The organism is Virgibacillus proomii, from assembly GCF_900162615.1.
Classification (GTDB): Bacteria; Bacillota; Bacilli; order Bacillales; family Amphibacillaceae; genus Virgibacillus; species Virgibacillus proomii.
This window is the reverse complement of sequence record NZ_FUFN01000009.1, coordinates 13,603-33,272: the sequence shown is the minus strand read 5'-3', so window position 1 is coordinate 33,272 and position 19,670 is coordinate 13,603. Positions and strand designations below refer to the sequence as shown.

20 protein-coding genes are annotated in these 19,670 nt (G+C 35.5%); 11 read left to right on the top strand and 9 right to left on the bottom strand.

From position 1 onward, the window contains the following. Positions 1-305 precede the first annotated feature (305 nt). From BN1066_RS02880 to BN1066_RS02865, 4 genes are all read left to right on the top strand, one after another. A complete protein-coding gene (locus BN1066_RS02880; RefSeq protein ID WP_077318012.1) occupies positions 306-2,444 on the top strand; it encodes an ATP-dependent Clp protease ATP-binding subunit in 2,139 nt (712 codons plus the stop codon). A 440-nt stretch (positions 2,445-2,884) separates the two neighbouring features. After that, positions 2,885-3,754: a ComEC/Rec2 family competence protein gene (locus BN1066_RS02875; protein WP_077318011.1), complete on the top strand. Its 870-nt coding sequence runs from the start codon at positions 2,885-2,887 to the stop codon at positions 3,752-3,754. 66 nt (positions 3,755-3,820) lie between these two features. After that, the gene (locus BN1066_RS02870) at positions 3,821-4,666 is read left to right on the top strand and encodes an SPFH domain-containing protein (RefSeq protein ID WP_077318010.1); all 846 of its coding nucleotides are present in this window, start codon (positions 3,821-3,823) and stop codon (positions 4,664-4,666) included. Positions 4,667-4,682: 16 nt separating this feature from the next. Beyond that, entirely contained in the window at positions 4,683-4,862 is a 180-nt protein-coding gene (locus BN1066_RS02865; RefSeq protein WP_077318009.1) for a type II toxin-antitoxin system antitoxin, read from the top strand. A gap of 584 nt (positions 4,863-5,446) precedes the next feature. Here BN1066_RS02865 and BN1066_RS02860 read toward each other — a convergent pair. The 6 genes from BN1066_RS02860 to BN1066_RS02835 form a co-directional block, all read right to left on the bottom strand. Further along, the gene (locus BN1066_RS02860) at positions 5,447-6,223 is read right to left on the bottom strand and encodes an ABC transporter permease (protein ID WP_077318008.1); all 777 of its coding nucleotides are present in this window, start codon (positions 6,221-6,223) and stop codon (positions 5,447-5,449) included. Then, entirely contained in the window at positions 6,220-7,128 is a 909-nt protein-coding gene (locus tag BN1066_RS02855; RefSeq protein WP_077318007.1) for an ABC transporter ATP-binding protein, read from the bottom strand. The genes BN1066_RS02860 and BN1066_RS02855 overlap by 4 nt, the downstream gene beginning before the upstream one ends. Further along, positions 7,129-7,332, bottom strand: a complete 204-nt coding sequence (locus BN1066_RS02850; protein WP_245799681.1) for a PLDc N-terminal domain-containing protein — start codon at positions 7,330-7,332, stop codon at positions 7,129-7,131. It abuts the gene before it with no gap. 13 nt (positions 7,333-7,345) lie between these two features. Continuing rightward, complete coding sequence (locus BN1066_RS02845; RefSeq protein ID WP_077318006.1) at positions 7,346-8,440, bottom strand: DUF1648 domain-containing protein; 1,095 nt, start codon at positions 8,438-8,440, stop codon at positions 7,346-7,348. Beyond that, positions 8,437-8,832, bottom strand: coding sequence for a GntR family transcriptional regulator (locus BN1066_RS02840; RefSeq protein ID WP_077318005.1), 396 nt, complete (start codon positions 8,830-8,832; stop codon positions 8,437-8,439). Before BN1066_RS02840 ends, BN1066_RS02845 begins: the two co-directional genes overlap by 4 nt. Positions 8,833-9,237: 405 nt before the next feature. Then, a complete protein-coding gene (locus tag BN1066_RS02835; RefSeq protein WP_077318004.1) occupies positions 9,238-9,651 on the bottom strand; it encodes a helix-turn-helix domain-containing protein in 414 nt (137 codons plus the stop codon). 149 nt (positions 9,652-9,800) lie between these two features. On the opposite strand from BN1066_RS02835, the gene BN1066_RS02830 reads away from it, so the two are divergent. Then, positions 9,801-10,109: a hypothetical protein gene (locus BN1066_RS02830; protein WP_077318003.1), complete on the top strand. Its 309-nt coding sequence runs from the start codon at positions 9,801-9,803 to the stop codon at positions 10,107-10,109. A 234-nt stretch (positions 10,110-10,343) separates the two neighbouring features. On the opposite strand, the gene BN1066_RS02825 is transcribed toward BN1066_RS02830, so the two are convergent. Continuing rightward, positions 10,344-11,246 (bottom strand): TIGR01777 family oxidoreductase, encoded by a 903-nt coding sequence (locus BN1066_RS02825; RefSeq protein ID WP_077318002.1) that lies wholly within the window; start codon positions 11,244-11,246, stop codon positions 10,344-10,346. Between the two features lie 779 nt (positions 11,247-12,025). Between BN1066_RS02825 and recX the strand changes: the two genes are divergently transcribed. Together recX and BN1066_RS02815 are read left to right on the top strand one after the other, a co-directional pair. Then, complete coding sequence (gene recX / locus BN1066_RS02820; RefSeq protein ID WP_077318001.1) at positions 12,026-12,841, top strand: recombination regulator RecX; 816 nt, start codon at positions 12,026-12,028, stop codon at positions 12,839-12,841. Positions 12,842-12,992: 151 nt separating this feature from the next. Continuing rightward, the gene (locus BN1066_RS02815) at positions 12,993-13,340 is read left to right on the top strand and encodes a YfhH family protein (protein WP_077318000.1); all 348 of its coding nucleotides are present in this window, start codon (positions 12,993-12,995) and stop codon (positions 13,338-13,340) included. A gap of 56 nt (positions 13,341-13,396) precedes the next feature. On the opposite strand, the gene BN1066_RS02810 is transcribed toward BN1066_RS02815, so the two are convergent. Further along, positions 13,397-14,383: a metal-dependent hydrolase gene (locus tag BN1066_RS02810; RefSeq protein WP_077317999.1), complete on the bottom strand. Its 987-nt coding sequence runs from the start codon at positions 14,381-14,383 to the stop codon at positions 13,397-13,399. A 109-nt stretch (positions 14,384-14,492) separates the two neighbouring features. Here BN1066_RS02810 and mutY point away from each other — a divergent pair, with 109 nt between their 5' ends. Then, complete coding sequence (gene mutY / locus BN1066_RS02805) at positions 14,493-15,644, top strand: A/G-specific adenine glycosylase (RefSeq protein ID WP_077317998.1); 1,152 nt, start codon at positions 14,493-14,495, stop codon at positions 15,642-15,644. A gap of 354 nt (positions 15,645-15,998) precedes the next feature. Here mutY and BN1066_RS20080 read toward each other — a convergent pair whose 3' ends face one another. Next, the gene (locus BN1066_RS20080) at positions 15,999-16,172 is read right to left on the bottom strand and encodes a hypothetical protein (RefSeq protein ID WP_179104275.1); all 174 of its coding nucleotides are present in this window, start codon (positions 16,170-16,172) and stop codon (positions 15,999-16,001) included. A gap of 160 nt (positions 16,173-16,332) precedes the next feature. Between BN1066_RS20080 and BN1066_RS02800 the strand changes: the two genes are divergently transcribed. From BN1066_RS02800 to BN1066_RS02790, 3 genes are all read left to right on the top strand, one after another. Then, entirely contained in the window at positions 16,333-16,506 is a 174-nt protein-coding gene (locus BN1066_RS02800; protein ID WP_077317997.1) for a gamma-type small acid-soluble spore protein, read from the top strand. Between the two features lie 271 nt (positions 16,507-16,777). Next, positions 16,778-17,305 carry a nucleoside tri-diphosphate phosphatase gene (gene ntdP, locus BN1066_RS02795; RefSeq protein ID WP_077317996.1) on the top strand — a complete coding sequence of 176 codons (528 nt, stop codon included), beginning with the start codon at positions 16,778-16,780 and terminating at the stop codon, positions 17,303-17,305. A 557-nt stretch (positions 17,306-17,862) separates the two neighbouring features. Continuing rightward, positions 17,863-19,626, top strand: coding sequence for an ABC transporter ATP-binding protein (locus tag BN1066_RS02790; protein ID WP_077317995.1), 1,764 nt, complete (start codon positions 17,863-17,865; stop codon positions 19,624-19,626). The last annotated feature ends 44 nt before the right edge of the window (positions 19,627-19,670 follow it).

Genomic DNA, 19,670 nt, shown 5'->3' with positions numbered 1-19,670 from the left:
AAGTCAGTTCAGACTTTCTGTTTTAACTTTTAAAAAGAAGGAAACATGAATAGTAAAGAGGCTATAAATTGGTTTATAAGCATAAAGTTAACGTATTATCTTTCGTCCGCTTCAAGTTGAAAAGTTTCTTGTAATGATGAAGTTCACTTTATTGCAAATAGGTATTTATCATAAAAATTTTTAAAAAAATTGTGCATCCCTCTTGAAAGTCAAAGAAGGTCAGAGTATAATAAGAATCGAAAGGTCAAATATAGTCAAAGTCAAATATTGAGATAAATAAAAGAAAAAATAAAGGAGGAAAGAAAATGCTTTGTCAAAACTGTAAAAAGAACGAAGCGAATATTAATGTAGCTATGCAAATTAACAACCAACAAATGCAAATGCATTTGTGTAGAGAGTGCTTCCGTAAACTTCAAGGGCAAATGATGAATTCAAATGATTTCTTTTCCTATTCGCCATTCAATAATGCATTCGGAGCATTTTCTGCATCTGGAAACGAAAATGGCTCTCCCAAAATGGGAACACGGACAAAACAACAAAACGGGTATCAAGGTAATGGGCTTCTTGATCAGCTAGGTAAAAACTTATCCCACGAAGCAAGATCTGGAGCAATTGATCCTGTAATTGGTCGAGATAATGAAGTAAAACGTGTTATTGAAACATTGAACCGCAGAAATAAAAATAACCCGGTATTAATTGGTGAACCTGGTGTAGGTAAAACAGCAATAGCGGAAGGACTAGCCTTGAAAATTGCTGAAGGTGATGTTCCTACTAAACTGCTTAATAAAGAAATTTACACACTTGATGTAGCATCACTAGTAGCGAATACTGGAATTCGCGGACAATTTGAAGAACGGATGAAACAATTAATTCAGGAATTACAAGAACGTCAAGATGTTATTTTATTTGTTGACGAAATTCATTTAATTGTAGGAGCTGGAACAGCAGAAAGTTCACAAATGGATGCTGGAAACATACTTAAACCAGCACTTGCAAGAGGAGACATTCAATTAATTGGAGCGACGACCCTAAAAGAATACCGTCAAATTGAAAAAGATGCTGCTCTTGAACGACGACTACAACCAATCATTGTTGAAGAACCAACACCTGAAGAAGCCGTTCAGATTCTACAAGGAATAAAAGACCGTTATGAGAAATTTCATGAGGTGCGTTATTCTGATGAAGCTATTGAAGCTTGTGTGAACTTGTCAAAACGATATATCCAAGATCGTTATTTACCAGATAAAGCGATTGATTTAATGGATGAAGTTGGTTCCCGGTTAAACCTAGCTAATTCATCTAAGGATTCTGAGTCTATTCGTCAACGCTTAGAGGAAATTACGAAAGAAAAAGAAGCAGCAGCAGAGCGTGAAGATTATGAACGCGCTGCTCACTTACGTTATCAAGAAATACAATTACAAAAACAATTGGAAAAAGCAAAAGGAGAAGAGCAAGTTATTGATGTAGATATTTCAGATATTCAATTAATTGTAGAAGAAAAAACAGGAATTCCTGTAACGAAACTACAAGCCGATGAACAAGAAAAAATGAAAAATCTTGCTAAAAACCTAGGAGCTAAAGTAATTGGGCAAAAAGAAGCAGTAGATAAGGTGGCAAAAGCGATTCGCCGTAGCAGAGCAGGCTTAAAGTCGAAAGAACGTCCAATTGGATCATTTCTATTTGTTGGTCCAACAGGGGTTGGAAAAACAGAATTGACAAAAGTGCTTGCTGAAGAACTATTTGGTTCAAGAGATTCACTCATCCGACTTGATATGAGTGAATATATGGAAAAACATGCCGTTTCTAAAATTATTGGTTCCCCTCCAGGCTATGTAGGACATGAGGAAGCTGGTCAATTAACAGAAAAAGTGCGTAGAAATCCTTACTCCATCATCTTGCTTGATGAAATTGAAAAGGCACACCCAGATGTTCAAAACATGTTTCTACAAATTATGGAGGACGGTCATTTAACAGATTCACAAGGAAGAACTGTCAGCTTCAAAGACACAGTAATCATCATGACAAGTAACGCTGGAACAGGGGTTAAATCAGTAAATGTAGGATTTAATCAAGATGCACATGAATCTGTTTCCACATTAGAGAACTTAAGTGATTACTTCAAACCAGAATTCTTAAACCGCTTTGATGCGATTATTGAATTTAATGAGTTGACGAAAGAAAACTTGTTGGAAATTGTTGATCTAATGCTCCATGAACTACAGGAGACAATTGCAGAACATGAAATTTCTATCACTATAACAGATGAAGCAAAGCAAAAATTGGTAGAGCTAGGTTATGATCCACGTTTTGGTGCACGACCTTTGCGTAGGGTAATACAAGATAAAATTGAAGATCAATTAACAGATCTCATTTTAGAAAATGAGGACGTGAAAAATGTTCACGTAGACGTTGTAGATAATGAAATTGTCGTAAAACAAGCATAAAATATGATGATAGAAATAGCATGAGTTCGGTATAGAAGCGGGCTCATGCTTTTTTTATGCTTGGGAAAAAATTTGAACAAAAGATAAAAGTTAGAAAACTTTAAGGCCTAAGTGTATGAGATTTAGTTGCCTCGTCTATAGGCTTAACGAGTTCAGTTAAAAAGCATAGAAGTGATTCGACATTGTAAAATTGAAACTTTACATAAAACCGAAGCCTAGAACAGAGTTTTTTTATTTGCACTGTGATACAAGAGAATTTGCCATCTACTAAAGAGTTCAATGTTTGGCGGGTGTCAACTTTAGTTTTTACATTGATATTATTTATCCCGCATTAAGGTGCCGTAATACTCCCAAAAACTTACTACTTCATTATTTCATAATTTCATGCGATTAGATAGAAAATAATTGTATCTTTAGCATGGAAAAAGGATGTATGGATGATGAACAAGATTCGGATGTTCTTAGGTTTAACGGTACTTGTGTTTTACTTTTGTATAAATGATTATCCTATACATAGTGATGAAATTTCAGATATGCAAGTGCATTTTATTGATGTTGGGCAAGGGGACAGCATATTGATTAAAACGCCGCATAATAAGCATATTTTAATTGATGGGGGACCACCAGGTGCTGGAAAAAAAGTAGTTGCTTATTTACGTAAACATCGGGTTGAGACCATTGATTTGTTAATTGCGACACATCCGGATATTGATCATATTGGCGGACTTGTTACAGTTTTGAAGCAAGTGAATGTGGAAAGAATATTAGACTCCGGGAAGCTGCATACAACAAGACATTATGCAAAATATATTCAGCAAATCCAGAAACAAAAAATACCGGTGAAAATCGCTGAACAGGATAAAAAAATCAATATAGATCCACTGCTTGATATTCAAGTACTTAACACGTACAAGAAATTTAGGACTAATAACCAATCCTCGATTGCTTTAAAAGTGACCTATAAGGAAGTTGATTTTTTGTTCATGGCAGATGTAGAAATTCAACAAGAAAGACAAATAATGAAGAAAATTAAGGATGATACAGAAATACTCAAGGTTGCGCACCACGGTTCCAACACAAGTACGTCTTTAGCTTTTTTACGAGAAATTAAACCGGATGAAGCGATTCTAACGTATAGCAAAAATAATCATTATGGTCATCCTGTAAAACGTGTCGTAAAAAATTTATACAAAGTGAAGGCAAATATTTATTCTACTGCTGCTTTAGGAAATATTGTTATTCGTACAAATGGGGAAACGTATCTAGTTATTCCAGAAAAAGAGCCACTCGATTCCTTATATGCTAATTGACATTTACAAATATATACAAAAGTGATATCATTATAATATAAAAATGATAGAAAGGTGTGGGGATTAATGAAGGAAAAATCGGCATGGACATTAAATGGATATGTTGGGATTTTGATTATTGCGGCAATATTGGCAGGTACTGCGTTTAGCTTTATTAAAGGACAGTTTATTCTAGGTATCATTTGTTTGATTGTAGCTATTACATTAGCCAGTGGGATTACATTAGTACAACCAAATCAATCTGCTGTCGTAATTTTTCTTGGGAAATATATGGGAAGCATTCGTAACGAAGGAATTGTTATTACCGTTCCATTTTCAATTAGAAAAATGGTTTCTTTACGAGTTAGAAACTTTAACAGTAATCGGCTAAAGGTAAACGATGTAAATGGAAACCCAATTGAGATTGCTGCTGTGATCGTATTTAAAGTTGTTGATAGTGCAAAAGCAGTATTTGATGTTGACCGCTATGAGCAGTTTGTAGAAATCCAAAGTGAAACAGCCATTCGCGCTGTTGCAACCAAGTACCCTTATGATACTTTCTCAGATGAAGAATTATCACTAAGAGGAAATGCTGAAGAGGTATCGAATGAGTTAAAAGTAGAGTTACAGGAGCGACTAAAGGTTGCTGGTGTAGAAGTGATCGAAACGCGTTTAACTCATCTTGCCTATTCAACAGAAATTGCCCAAGCTATGCTGCAACGTCAGCAGGCTAGTGCAATTATTGCTGCTAGGAAATTAATTGTTGAAGGAGCGGTGGGGATGGTGCAGGATGCTATTGCACAGTTAGAAAAAGATGGTGCTGTAGAATTAGATGATGAACGTCGTGTAGCAATGGCAAATAATTTACTCGTATCGATCGTTTCAGATCATGGTACACAACCTGTTATTAACACAGGATCCCTATACCAATAATTAAAAGAGGGGTTATATGTCTAAAAAGAAAAGCTTTCCGTTACGGATTGATCCAAAGCTGTATGAAATTTTGCAAATTTGGGCCAAAGATGAATTTCGCAGTGTAAATAGTCATTTGGAATTCTTGTTACGAGAAGCAGCAAAAAAAGCGGGGAGATTACCAAAGAGCCAAGATAAAAAAATAGGGGAAGACTAAAACTGCATCCATGGATGCAGTTTTTTATCTTGTACTAATGGAAAGGATAAAACTTTAGGTCTTATCGTATAAGAAAAACGATAGCTTTTGCCATAAAGACTTGGCGACAAGCCAAGTTTTTCTAATACCTCTTTTTTTGATTGTTTATCCTGTAGCGTAAGCCTCTCATTTCAAGACTTACAGGGAATACGAAGAAATTGAAGTAGGAGATATTGGCTTGCAAATGCCCGATTCGTAAGGGATGACAGAACAAGGAAAAACTTCGAAAGCGGCTCATCGCGATTTTTTCAAGGACAGGGGGAACTTCGGCAGCACAGCAATACATCGTGATTTTAGCCTTTGTTCTCATTCAAGAAGAAAGGCGCTTCTTGAATGAAGTTTCCCTTTATCCCGCATGTAAGGTGCCGTAATCTCCCGCTTTAAGAGTGTAGGCAATACGAAGAAGTAGGCGTGAGAAAACGGCACCTAAATGCCCGATTCGTTCAAGGGCTTTAGGCCATACCTTTAAGGTACTAACATTCCGTGTAAAAAGCGTTCCACGGAAATGAAGTTTTACTTTATCTAATGTTAACTTGTAACTGTAGTTAGGAACCCTTTTTCTGTTTTTGAGTAAATCCATAAATTGCGGCAAATAATAGGGTGAGGATAAGCAATATACTAACGATTGTAGTAGAAATTAAATCAGAAGTAACGTTTCCTGTTATTAACATCTCCTCAATATGATCTGTTAATTTAGCAGGACTCCATACCATATGTTTTCCAAACAATTTCGTTACTACACTAATGATAATAGCTGTAAGTATCGTGAAAAAGGCTACTAGTCCAGGTGAGTTGACAATGGCATTGTAAAAAATAGAAAGGGTGCAAACAAGGCTGAAGTAAAGTCCATAATAGAAAATAACAAGTAGAACCGTGGTGAATGCTATTTCTCCGTATAGAATATTAATATAATACCAGCTTGTTAGCATTCCAATAATGAAAGAAAGCCATATTAATAGTAATAATGAAAGCCATTTGGCAATAATGAATTTTGAATAGGAGACAGGTTTAACCAGAATCAGTTCTAAAACACCGCTTTTTCTTTCCCCGGCAATTGTTCCCATAGATAACAGAATAATAACCAATACTCCTAAACTGGAATATTGTCCTAGGCTCATCATAATTGCATCTTCTGGTGTGAAATCAGGTAATTCAATAACAGTTCCATCAGCTAAGCCACCGACAGATTCTATAATTTCCGGGAGATAATAATTCGTAATCGGATCCATAATAGCTAAAAGAATAAAGACAAGTGGTACCCATATCCATTTCTTATTTCGCCAATTTTCTAAGCCTTCTTTTCTGAGTAAAACTGTAGTCATTTATTGTTCACCGCCTTCATAAACATTTCTTCGAGTGAGACCTGCTGGATTTGAAAAGTTATTATTGGCCAATTTTCCTTACCTGCTAATTGCAAAATTTCTTTCCGAGCTTTCGTTATGTTATTAGTCAAAACCTGAACAGAGTCCTTATCTGTCAATGTGTCACGTACTGCAGGAAGTGCTGCTACTTTTTCTTGATAAAAAGCTTGACATTCTGCAAATTGCAGCGATATTTTTGTTGTTTGATATTTGTGGCGTAACTCTTTCATCGATCCGGATTCAATGACTTCTCCATTCCGAAGCAAAAGCAATTCATCACTAATTTCATCAGCATCACTTAAAATATGCGTTGAAAATAAGACTGTCATCTCTGTTTTTAGTTTTTCCATTAAAGAAAGAATTTCTCGACGACCGATTGGGTCAAGTGCGGAGACGGGTTCATCAAGCATGACTAACTTGGGCTTATGAATAATTGCTTGAGCAATCCCAAGTCGCTGCTTCATTCCACCAGAATAATTTCCAATTCGCTTATCTTTTGCATCGGCAATCCCTACTATTTCAAGAAGTTCTTCACATCTTTTCGTTGCTTCTCCTTTAGATAACCCACCCAATTGTCCACTAAATTTCAAGAATTCATTGCCTGTCATCCACGGGTAGAATACAGGATGCTGCGGTAAATAACCAATTAATTTACGCCTGTCAATCTCCTTTCTTTGTTCAAATTCGATGTTTCCGGATGTAGGAGTAAGTAAGCCGGCAATCATTTGTAATGTAGTTGTTTTACCAGCACCATTAGGACCAATTAAAGCGATGCATTTATGAGGAGTAAACAGATAATTTACGTTTTTAACTGCAAATGTAGCATTGAACTTTTTAGATAAATTTGAGACCGAAAGTAATGTCATTTATTGTTGTCTCCTTCCGAATATAAAGTACAGAATCGGTCCAATTATATTAAGTAATATTATGATAAATAACCACATTATCCTTGACCCATTAGTATACTTGTTTTTTGCCCAATCGACTAAAGCAACAATCATTAAAATACATTGAATAACAATAAACGGAGTAACCACTGACCAGTTTACCGATTCGAATACTTCTTGCAATGTCACATCTCCTTTAGTGAGTTAATAGGACTAAACCAAGTATAACTAGTAAAAATATAAACATAATGATCCATGAGAGCGGCTTTCCCAAGTTTATAGTCCAACCAATCCCAAATCGTTTTTCTAAAAAGATAGCTGGATCATTTTTATTAACATAAAATTGTCCAAGTTTCCAATAACGATCATCATCACGATCAATGACTGCTTCATTTCGCTCATCGGGAAGCTTGATTCGACTACCACTTTGACCAGTTGAAAAAACTAAAAAAACAGCACCAATGAACAAAAAAAGGTTGATAGCGATCGTTGCTATAGTATATACCGGCTGTATATTGGGAAATATGGCTGCTAATCTTCCTAAGAATAACAATAAAGTTAGTAATACCCCGCTTAATACAATAAAAGCTGACCATCTTCTACGAAACATCACATTTTGTTGCAGCGATTTTTTCGGATTTTCTGCACTAATTTGTTGTTTCACCTTGCCGATTAGAATGTTTACCCCTAAGAACAAGCTTAATAAAAATAGCTGAGTTATCGGTAAAGCAAGAGCAGAAATATAAGACTTCGTAACAAAGTTTGTGCCGTTTCCCAGTAAATCATAATTAATAGCGAGTTCTTGAGGAAGCTTATCATAGAAATAGTAGGTAATGGTAATGGTTGTCAGAAAAGCAACAAATGGTATAATAAACCATTTGTTCGAATACCTTAATTGCTGATTATGAAATTTCATATGAATAAATATTTTTTCTGTTCTGTCATTTTTCCAATCTGCAGCTTGCTTTTTTCGTTTCATTATTCGGTGAAAAAAATAATAAATAAGGAAGTGCATCATGATTGTGCCAACAATGATGATAACGATAAGCAGATTAGCTAGATTGTCATTGAATTTAAATAGACTTAATGCAATGATGGAACCCAAAATAAAGATACTCATAGCACCTGTAACCATTGCATATTGCTTTCGCATCCTTTTCATTTCAGTTGTATAGTAAATTTTTTCTGGAATCGATACACCAAAACTTTCGGTTTTTCTTGTCAAATAAGGTGTAAAAATGAAAAAGAGACAGAGTGGTATGAAAATAATAGCTAAAAGCATTGTGCTCATTGATGATCACTTCCTTTATTAAAGTCTGCATAGATTTCTTCACAGATGATATAAAATTCTTCCTTTGTTAAATCACGACATATACTCTCGGCAATGATGGGACGTAGCTCTTTTTGTAAAGAAGCTTTATATGCTTTATTCGCCCTTGGTATACCATCTGGATTAACGACAACCCCTTTTTGACGATGAATTTGTAAAAAACCATCCTGTTTTAATTGTTGATAGGCTTTATTTACCGTATGTAAGTTGATTCCGATATCAGCTGCAAGCGATCGTACAGACGGTAATGTATCACCTGGAAGTAATTCTTGTTTTGCAATTCCTTCTACAATTTGTCTACATAACTGTAAATAAATTGGAACTTTTCCTTCAAAATCTAAAGAAATAAACAAATTATATGGCACCCCTTACAGTTATAACTGTTATATTAAATGTATAACAGTTATAACATAATGTCAATCATAAAGAAGAAAACTCCTACGGAATGAAGTTTCCCTTTTATATCCTCATTAATAAAAAAGAGAGCTGTTTATCAGCTCTTAAGAGATGTTTATATACGAATGTATTAACAAGAATAAAAACGCAAATGTTCGGCATAAGTTAGACGAAGCTAAAATAGTATCTCTCGTGTAGAAACGGATGTAGATTTCTAGACAATCGAAAACCCGTCTTAGGGCAAGCCATAAGGCGGGTTATTGGAGACAGTTAAGCAAGGGGCAATTCGCACAATCAGTGGTATTTTTTGTTCAAACCCTCACTATTAAAATTTCGCTAACTATGTAAAAACAATAAATAAATTATAATTGCTTGTATTGATAAATGATGTCTCCTAAAAGTCTGTGAATGGAGCGTTGCTTCTTAATGGAAAGCTGTTTAAGTTGAAAGATTCTTTCTTTAAATTCTGGGTAGGTCATTATATATTCAACTAATTCCACTACTTCTTTATCGAAGGCGGCAGGAGAAGAGCCATAGATACGTTTAAATTCTCTCATCAAATCTTCTTGAAATGAATAATTCCCTACTAAATGGTCAAGTGATATTTTAAAGATATCAGAAAGCTTGATAAGCGAAGTAATGTCAGGGGTAACGGTGTGATTCTCCCATTTTGCAATCACAGATCGGGAGAGAAGCAGTTTCTCAGCTAGTTCTTTTTGTGTCCACCCATGTTGTTCTCGTAAAAATTTGATGTTGTATGCAATTTTTTCACTCATTCTATCACACTCAATTGGTTAAAATTAGAAAAATATCGATAGTCCATTTTATCCTACCATGATTTAAGAAATAAATTGATAACATCGTTGTTCTTAATATGCACATATAGTAGAATGTTCTTATAAAGACCGTTTGTAGGAGGGAAATAATGATTAGTTGCATGAAACTTTATCATCCAACCATAACAACATTAACGAAATGCAAAATATTACGCTTTATCTTTAAAGATTATGAGTTTGAAATTGAAGTGATATCCAATCATACTGTAATCATTTTTATATGGAATGTTACGAAAAGTGAAGTGTGGCAAGCCTTTGCGATGTTTGAAAATACGAAAATTATTGCTGGTTATGGATTTGGTACTGACAAGGCTGAGGCAAGACTGCAGGCGGAAGGGATGGTAATGAAATTATTACAAGCTTTACACACAAAAGAAATACACCCGCAAGTTTTTTAATGGATTATTAAAAGTGGGTGTTTAGTAAGAAGATAAAAAGGAGCAGGTTGACTAATAAACGGCTAGAAAAAAGCTAGCGATGAAATGTGCTTTGTCATTTTTACTGGAACATCCGACTTTTTAAAAGAAGAAAAAATTATTGTAAATGAAGAAAACAAGTTACTGGCAGTAAAATGATCGATACTGCCAGTAAACGATTGTAGTATTAAACGGTAAGATGCAAAGGACGAAAGACTACTTGGACTTGGAAGAACGTACTATTTGCCGCAGTGCTTCTTCTAAATAGGGAAAGGAGAAAGAAAACTGGTAGTCTAATGCTTTTTGGGGGATAACATACTGCCCCTTCGTGATTAACTGTGCCATCTCTCCTAAGACGGAAAATACGAAAAGAGACGGAACGGGTAGCCAATAAGGACGATGTAATACATTAGCTAAAGTACGTATATATGCTTTATTTTGTTTTGGATGGGGAGCAGTTATATTTACTGGACCAGTTATTCTTTCGTTATCTATACAATATGCAATAAGCCTAACTGCATCCTCTATATGAATCCAAGAGATCCACTGCTCTCCGTTACCAATTTTTCCTCCAACAAATAACTTTACGGGAAGACTCATGAAAGGTAATGCTCCTTCATTTCCCAATACAATTCCAAATCGAGTAAATACGGTACGAATTCCAAGTGTTTCCGCCTCCTTTGCTGTATTTTCCCATTGCACAGTAACCTTTGCGAGAAAGTCATCTCCTGGTTTAGTAGTGTTTTCTGAGAACATCAGATCTTCTGATGTACCGTAATAGCCTACTGCTGAACCACTAATAAAAACACCAGGAAGTTTGGGAAGTTCCTGTATAAATGCAATTAGTTTTTTAGTAGTTGTGATGCGACTATTTATAATTCTCTCTTTTTTTGCTTTTGTCCAATATCCAAATAATGATTCTCCGGCTAGGTTGATGACTACTTGCATTGCAGGTAATTCTCTTGGAGGGTGATCGTATCCAATAAACGTCGTCTTTTCTAAATTGGCATGCTTTTGCGGTGAACGTGTTAGTATGTACACGTGATCATTTCGCTTGTGAAAATAGCTGGTAAGTGCATTTCCTACAAAACCAGTTCCTCCAGTAATTAAAATGTTCATGTTTCCCCGTCCTCCTTGTGTAAATTATTTCGTACCCGTTTCAAAAATGATACACTCAAAGTACAAGTGTGAGCCGGCAGTCCCTAAGTTGCTATTAGCTATTAACACATGACGGTGCTCACAGTCCCCGTTTAGTGGGAAGCACCCGCTATATTATAGAGGATGTACAAAAAACTGGCTAAACATCCATAGCAAATTTATCCCGCATGTAAGGTACCGTAAGACTCTCACTTCAAGAGTGTAGGCAATACGAAGAAGTCAAAGTGAGAGAACGGCCCCTAAATGCCCGATTGGTTCAAGGGCCTTTAGGTCATACCCTTGTGGTACTAACATTCCGTGTAAAAAGCGTTTCACGGAATGAAGTTTCACTTTATCCCGCATGTCTTAATTTACTGATGGTTGCACTCCATCTAGCTCAAATAAAATACATTCTCATTTTTCTTTGGCGCTTCTATAAAGCTGATTAGATGGAGGTTATTTTTCTAATATCATATCGTTGAGTACATCTTCTATCTATTACATGTGTATTCAAAATTACTAATAAGCTTGCGGCGGCGAAATATGGACGTGTTTTGTTAGAATGGGTTAAGAAACAAAAGAAAATGCGCCGTGTCATTTTTGACGGACGTTTTTAGAAAAGCTTGGCTTGTCGCCAAGTCTTTATGGCGAAAGCTATCGTTTTTCTTATACGATAAAGCTTAAAGTTTTATACTTTCCTATAGTGTAAAAAAGACGTCGATCTTTCATTTTGGTATGATAAACGAAAGAGGTGTGGTGTAATGACGAAAATTAGCCGTATTACAACGCAACAAAAAGCAAAGCAAAGATATAATATTTATCTAACAGATGATAAGTCAAGTGAATATTACGGATTTAGTGTAGATCAATCTGTTCTAGTTGAATTCCAACTGCGTAAAGGAATGGAACTGTCAAGTTCTATGATAGCAACTATTGAGCAAAAAGATTCGGTTTATAAATCTTATACCCTTGCAATCCGATATTTAAGCTATCGAATGCGGACAAAAAAAGAAATTCATAATTATTTATTGAAAAAAGAAGTCGATCCCAATCATATTGCTATCATTATTGATAAATTAATAAAAGAAAACTTAATCGATGATTTTCAGTTTGCCGAGATGTTTGTTCGAACAAGAATAAATACATCGACAAAAGGACCTACGATTATTAAACGGGAGTTAATGGAAAAAGGAGTGCCTGAACACTTAATAGACAGGGCATTACAACCGTATTCCTTTGAATTACAATACGAGAAAGTGCGAAAATTGGCTAAAAAAAAGCTGCAGCAAAAGAAAAAAGATTCGTTTCAAAAACAATTGCAAAGTCTCCAAGTTTTTTTACAACAAAAAGGTTTTTCCAGTGACGTCATTCAAACAGTGATTGACGAATATAAGGATACTAAAAATGACTATGCAGAATGGGAAGCTATTGTATATCATGGGAAAAAATTAATAAAGAGACATACTAGTAAACAGACGGGTTTTGAATTAAAGCAGAAAGTAAAGGAAGGTTTATTTCGCAAGGGGTTCTCTTTTGACCTGATCTGCCAATTTGTAGACGATTATATGGAAAAATAAAGTAAATGTTTTAGTACGGAATGGTTTTTCTATCTGTGTTACAATTGGACAAGTAGAGGATACTAATGAAACAAATGAGTGACGTCATTCTCAAATACCATCTTACGAGAACTGTCGAGAACTGTGAAAGAAAACAAAGGGGAGAATGCCTATGGTTAACAACAATTATCGGTATAGTGATTATTCTGTTGAACAGCTGCGTCAAGAAGTTGGAAAATTAAAGGAAAAAGCGCAAAAAGCAGAACAACTTGGTAATATATCGGAAGTTGCTATCAATCAGCGGAAAATGCAGGTTGCTTTAGCTTATACAATGAATCCGGATGATTTTATACCTAATGAAGTATATGAACTGATGATAGATCCAGGTCATTCTTTTCAAGTGAATTATATTGAAGGAATATTTGCTTGGGGCCATAGGGTAAATTTAGTAGGAGAAGTTGTTGAAAAAGAAGAAGCTGTCCCTATTTCGCTATTGGGAAAGCGAGTACGGGAGAAATAATAAGCATGCATTTTTCTATGAAAAACAAAAAACAGCAGAGCGAGCTGCCTGCTGTTTTAAATTGGGCTTTCTTCCACATATAATTTATTTTTTAATTTTTGTTCTGAAAAGATCCAGCCAGTGTAGGAACTGTGAATATGCATATTATCATCGATTTGTACGACAGCAATAAAAGGATAATGCCCTTTAGAGCGGTAGCGTAAATCGATAAAACGAACCTCAGTATAGTCATCATAATCGTTTATCTCCCAGCGATATACCGGAGAAAAGGATAAAAACGCAGAAATATTTTTGTCCGTTTTGGCAAGTTCTATAATTGGTGTTTCAGGTAATGGTTTTCTAGCAAATTCGTCGATAATTTCAATATGGTTATTATCAACGATACCTACATAAAATTTATCAGTTGTCGTAATCGCTACCCGCCAGTAATTTTGTTTAATCGTAGGTGAAGTCGCGATTTTCTCTACATCAGGATAAAAACCATTAATTTTTTTAACTATCGCTCTCTTATCAAAATAGCGTTTTACATAATAAAGCAGAATAACGCTATAAATAATTATCCATGTATACGCTGGATTTGCTCCTAATGCCCAAGCTGTTATTCCTGCGATATGGAGAAAAAAGATATACGGATCGAATGTGTTAATAAAGCCAAGGGCCACCCATTTATTTGAAAAAGGGCGATATGCTTGTGTCCCATAGGCATTGAAAATATCTGTTAAAACGTGGATAATTACTGCAATACCTGTCCATAACCAAATTTGATAGAAATTCGCTTGGGGAACAAAGAAGTGGATAATACTTGCTATTAAGATTCCCCATATTAAAACAGCTGGAATGGAATGCGTAATACCCCGATGATGACGTATATATGTTGCATTATTTTTTAACTTGAGTATGGTATCGAAATCTGGTGCATGAGAACCTACAATTGTTCCAACCAATACCGCGTTAAATAAAACAGGATCGCTTTGAATAACTGGATCTACTGTAGCTAATCCTCCTAGTGCAACACCCATGACAATGTGGGTACCAGTATCCATAGAAAAGGTCCTCCTTAAGCTGCGTTTAAAACTTGTGTGTTCCTGCGTTCATTGTTTGCAGGAAATATTATTTTTTCTATTTTTATTGTACCATATAGGAAGTGATTTTATGAATAATGAAAAACTACAATATATTGACAGTGCTGCATTTCAGCAAGATTTAATAGCATGGTATCAACGGAATAAACGTGATTTGCCATGGCGGAAAGACCAAGATCCGTATAAAATATGGGTATCTGAAGTCATGCTACAACAAACTAAAGTGGATACAGTGATTCCTTATTTTAATCGCTTCATTAAAAAATATCCAACACCCGAAGCACTAGCAGAAGCAGATGAAGAAGAGGTGCTTAAGGAATGGGAAGGACTTGGTTATTATTCCCGTGCTCGCAATTTACATCATGCTGTAAGAGAAGTGGTTGCTTCATATGGTGGAAAAGTGCCGGATACCCCGGATGAATTAGGTGATCTTAAAGGTGTAGGCCCCTATACCAAAGGTGCCATTTTATCAATTGCTTTTAATCAACCGGAGCCTGCGGTAGATGGCAATGTGATGCGTGTTTTTTCGAGAATATTAAAAATTGAAGATGATATTAGTCAGCAACGTACAAAAAAACTATTTGAACATTATGTTCGTAAGTTAATTGATACATCTGATCCATCTTCGTTTAATCAAGCCGTTATGGAGTTAGGTGCATTAATTTGTACACCAAAATCACCAGCATGTTTGCTATGCCCGGTACAAACGCATTGTCAAGCTTTTGCAGCAGGTATTGAAGAAACATTGCCTGTAAAAAACAAAGCCAAAAAACAAAAAACGATTGCTTATGTTGTTATCCTAGCAAAGAATAAGAATGATGAATATATAATTGAAAAACGACCAGATAATGGATTACTCGCTAATCTTTGGCAATTCCCAATGGTACCAATTGAAGAAATTGGCTGGGATCATCTTGAAAACTGGGTTTATGGAGAATATGGCTTACAGATAGCATTAGGAGATAAGGTAGGAAAGTTAAAACATGTCTTCTCTCATATCATTTGGCAGCTTGAAATATACCAAGCTGAAACGATGGAAGAAACAGTAAAAGACCGCAGACTTAAATTTGTAAATTGCCAAGAATTGTCTAATTATCCATTTCCTGTATCACATCAAAAGATAATGGGTTATATTGAAGAAGAGGCTGGAAAGGAAAATATTAAAGTAGAACTACAAAATGATAAAGTGAAACGTCATACAAGAAGCACTTCCTTGAACTGAAAACAAAGGCTAACATCCCCGAGATCTTTGAAAAAAGACATACTTGCATACGGTGTATTCCTGCATCTTCTTTGTTTTGGTGTTCGTATTTACAATAACTCTTGCAGTGTAGTTTTACGGCATCTTAGATATGGAATAAAAAATAATTCAAAATTAGTTTCGTCGAGTTTAAATACGCTCCCGTAATAATTAATTGTTACGGGAGCGTTTGTAAGTTTATACTATAGGAAAGTATATGATTTGAGGGCTTATCGTATAAGAAAAACTACAGCTTTTGCTAAAGTCTTGGCGAGAAGCCAAGTTTTCTAATCGTAGTGCTTTTTGGAAAAAGCTATAGATGGTTTTGGCTTGGCTCTATTTTCTTCTGTACATTTCTCGATTAATTTCATGCAAAATGGTTAACCCTTCTGGATTTACATATGGTAACAGCTGTGACAATGCATGTTGAAAATAAGCTAATTCGTCTTCATTCCACTTTGATTTACTCATCATCGATAGTTCCGTGAAATCCCGTTTTGGTGTTTCCATTGGACAACCTCCAAAAAGTATTGCGCTTCATTAGTGTGTGTAATATCTTCGTAACTATTCATTATAGGAAATATTATCCAATATATGTTTATTTTACTAATTAAAACTAGCATAACATCTAATTCATATGGACAAATTAAATATTGCGGAGGTGATATTGATGGCTAAAAAACCAAACCAAACTACTTCAGGTACAAACATTCAAAAGGTTAGGCAGCAGAACCAACAAGCCGCTCAAGGGCAAGGTCAGTACGGTACAGAGTATGGTGCTGAACAAACAAATGCTCAGGAAGTAAAACGACAAAATCAACAATCTGAACAAAATAAGAGGTAACTGCATACCCTCAAATGCGAGAGAGCTCCCTATAAATCCTGGGAGCTCTTTTTCTTTGGTCAAGCTGCTATAAAAACAGAAATTTAATAATTTACCATAGATTAAAAAAGGATTATTATTAAGACGTTTGATAATAAATGAATTTTAATGGATTTCATTGATGATGGAGTTATTACTTTCTCCATTCATAATACTTTATAATTCAAATCATTACCTTTATAATGAATGCAGGATAAGATCCGGAGGTATAACCAAAGGAAAGGGAGATTAAATGGTTGCTCCGAGAGAAGGAATCACTATACAAATACACAGTTATAAACATAATGGACAACTTCACCGCATTTGGGAGGATAGTCTGGTTTTAAAAGGTACAGAGAAAATTATCATAGGAGCAAATGATAAAACGGAGGTTAGTGAAAGCGATGGAAGAATGTGGACAACAAGAGAACCAGCTATTTGTTATTTCCATGCTGATCACTGGTTTAATGTAATCGGTATGCTCCGAACGGATGGAATATATTATTACTGTAACATTAGCTCCCCTTTTATTTATGAAAACAATGCAATTAAATATATTGATTATGATTTGGATGTAAAAGTATATCCTGACATGACATTTGTCTTACTAGATGAAGATGAATATGAAGAGCATCGAAAACAAATGAACTATCCTAAGGAGCTTGATCGTATTCTAAAACAACAACTTCAAATTTTATTGCGATGGATAAGACAAAAGCAAGGACCATTTTCACCAGGGGTTATAGATGAATGGTATGAACGCTATCTAACATATCGTTAACGTTATATCGATATGAAGTGAACTGTCATACCGTGTCCATCAGGCGATTTGAAAACAAACGCTAAGCAAGCTTCTACACAACTTCTGAGGTTGAACCAATCACTAAGTTTACCATGACTCCTTACTTCATATACATAAAGGGGAAATACGTGGAATCCATAGTAAAAATGTTGAAAGTAAATATCTAAAAACACGTAACAAACCTTGTTACTTTTTTGTAGCAAGGCTTTTCTTTGCTTGTTAGAGCTGCTTACAATTTTTTATACTATAGGATAGTATAAAACTTTAGGCATTATCCCGCATGTAAGGTGCCGTAAGACTCCTGCTTCAAGAGCCTTTAGTTGATACAAAGGGTCAAAGTTGGAGAAAACGACACCTAAATGCCCGATTGGTTCAAGGGCCTTTAGGTCATACCCTTGTGGTACTAACATTCAGTAGGAGAGGGAAGCAAATTCCTACTGAATGAAGTTTCACTTTATCATATAAGAAAAACGATAGCTTTCGCCGCCATAAAGACTTGGCGACAAGCTAAGTTTTTCTAATAAAGGACGTTTTAAATGAACTCAATTAGACAGTATATGTATTTTGTAAAACCGTACAAATGGAAAATTTTCTGGACAGTAATTGTTGGGATTATAAAATTTGGTATTCCTCTATTAATGCCACTTATTTTAAAATATGTGATCGATAATATTATTGGAAATGAAGCACTTGGTCAGACGGAAAAAATCACTCAATTAGTTTGGTTGATGGGGATATCTTTCGTAATCTTTCTTATTTTACGACCACCGATTGAATATATTCGACAATACTTGGCACAATGGGTTGGGAACAAGATTTTATTTGATATCCGTGCTCGCCTATTTGATCACTTACAAAAGTTGAGTTTAAAATTTTATGCAAAAACGAAGACTGGCGAAATTATTTCCCGGGTAATACATGATGTCGAACAAACAAAAATATTTGTCATTACAGGTCTTATGAATATTTGGTTAGACCTCATTACGATACTAATAGCCATTGCTATTATGTTATCTATGAATATGGAATTAACAGTGGTAGCGATCATCTTATTTCCACTATTTGGTTTCTCTATTAAGTATTTTTATGGAAGACTAAGAAGACTTACACGCCATCGTTCACAAGCATTGGCAGAAGTACAAGGCCATTTACATGAGCGGGTTCAAGGGATACCTGTCACGAGAAGTTTTGCTCTTGAAGCATATGAACAGGAGCAATTTGCTGATCGTAATCACAATTTTTTACAAAAAGCGCTTGATCATACGAACTGGAACGCCAAAACATTTGCGGTTACCAATACAATTACTGATTTGGCGCCTCTATTGGTGATTGCCTATGCCAGTTATCAAGTTATTCAAGGAAATTTGACAATGGGAACGATGGTAGCTTTTGTAGGCTATATGGAGCGTGTTTACAGTCCGTTGCGCAGGCTGGTTAATTCATCAACAACACTTGTTCAATCGATTGCTTCCATTGATCGCGTATTTGAACTAATGAATGAGAAATATGATATAAAAGATAAGCCTGATGCGATTAAGCTTGAACATTTGCAAGGAGAAGTCTTATTTGAAAATGTTTCTTTTCAATACGATGATGAAGAGGTACCTGTTTTGCGGAATGTTCATTTACATGTGAAAGAAGGAGAGACAATCGCTCTAGTCGGGATGAGCGGCGGTGGAAAATCGACATTGGTTAGCCTTATTCCTCGATTTTATGATGTGACAAGCGGTTCCATTAAAATGGATGGTATCGATGTACGTGATATTCAGGCACGTTCATTGCGGGATCGTATAGGTATGGTGCTACAAGATAATACATTATTCAGTGAATCGATAGCAATGAATATTCGAATGGGAAACCCCGATGCAACTGATGATGAAGTGGTAGAAGCTGCAAAAGCAGCAAACGCGCATGACTTTATACAAAGCTTGCCATATGGCTACGATACATTGGTCGGTGAGCGTGGTGTTAAATTATCAGGTGGACAAAAACAGCGAATAGCGATTGCCAGAGTATTCTTGAAAAATCCGCCATTGCTTATCTTTGATGAAGCTACCTCCGCATTAGATTTAGAAAGTGAACATACGATTCAAGAGGCATTAGAAAAACTTGCTTCTGACCGAACAACATTTATCGTTGCTCATCGATTAGCAACAATTACCCATGCTGATAGAATTGTCGTCATTGATGAGGGACAGATTAAAGAAGTAGGTTCACATAATGAGCTGATGAAAGCTAAAGGTATTTATTATGATCTTTATCAAGTCCAACATCTTGACGATGGAGTAAAAAATAGATAGGTCACGGGGGATGTATGTCGTGACCTTCTTAACGTCTCAGAAAT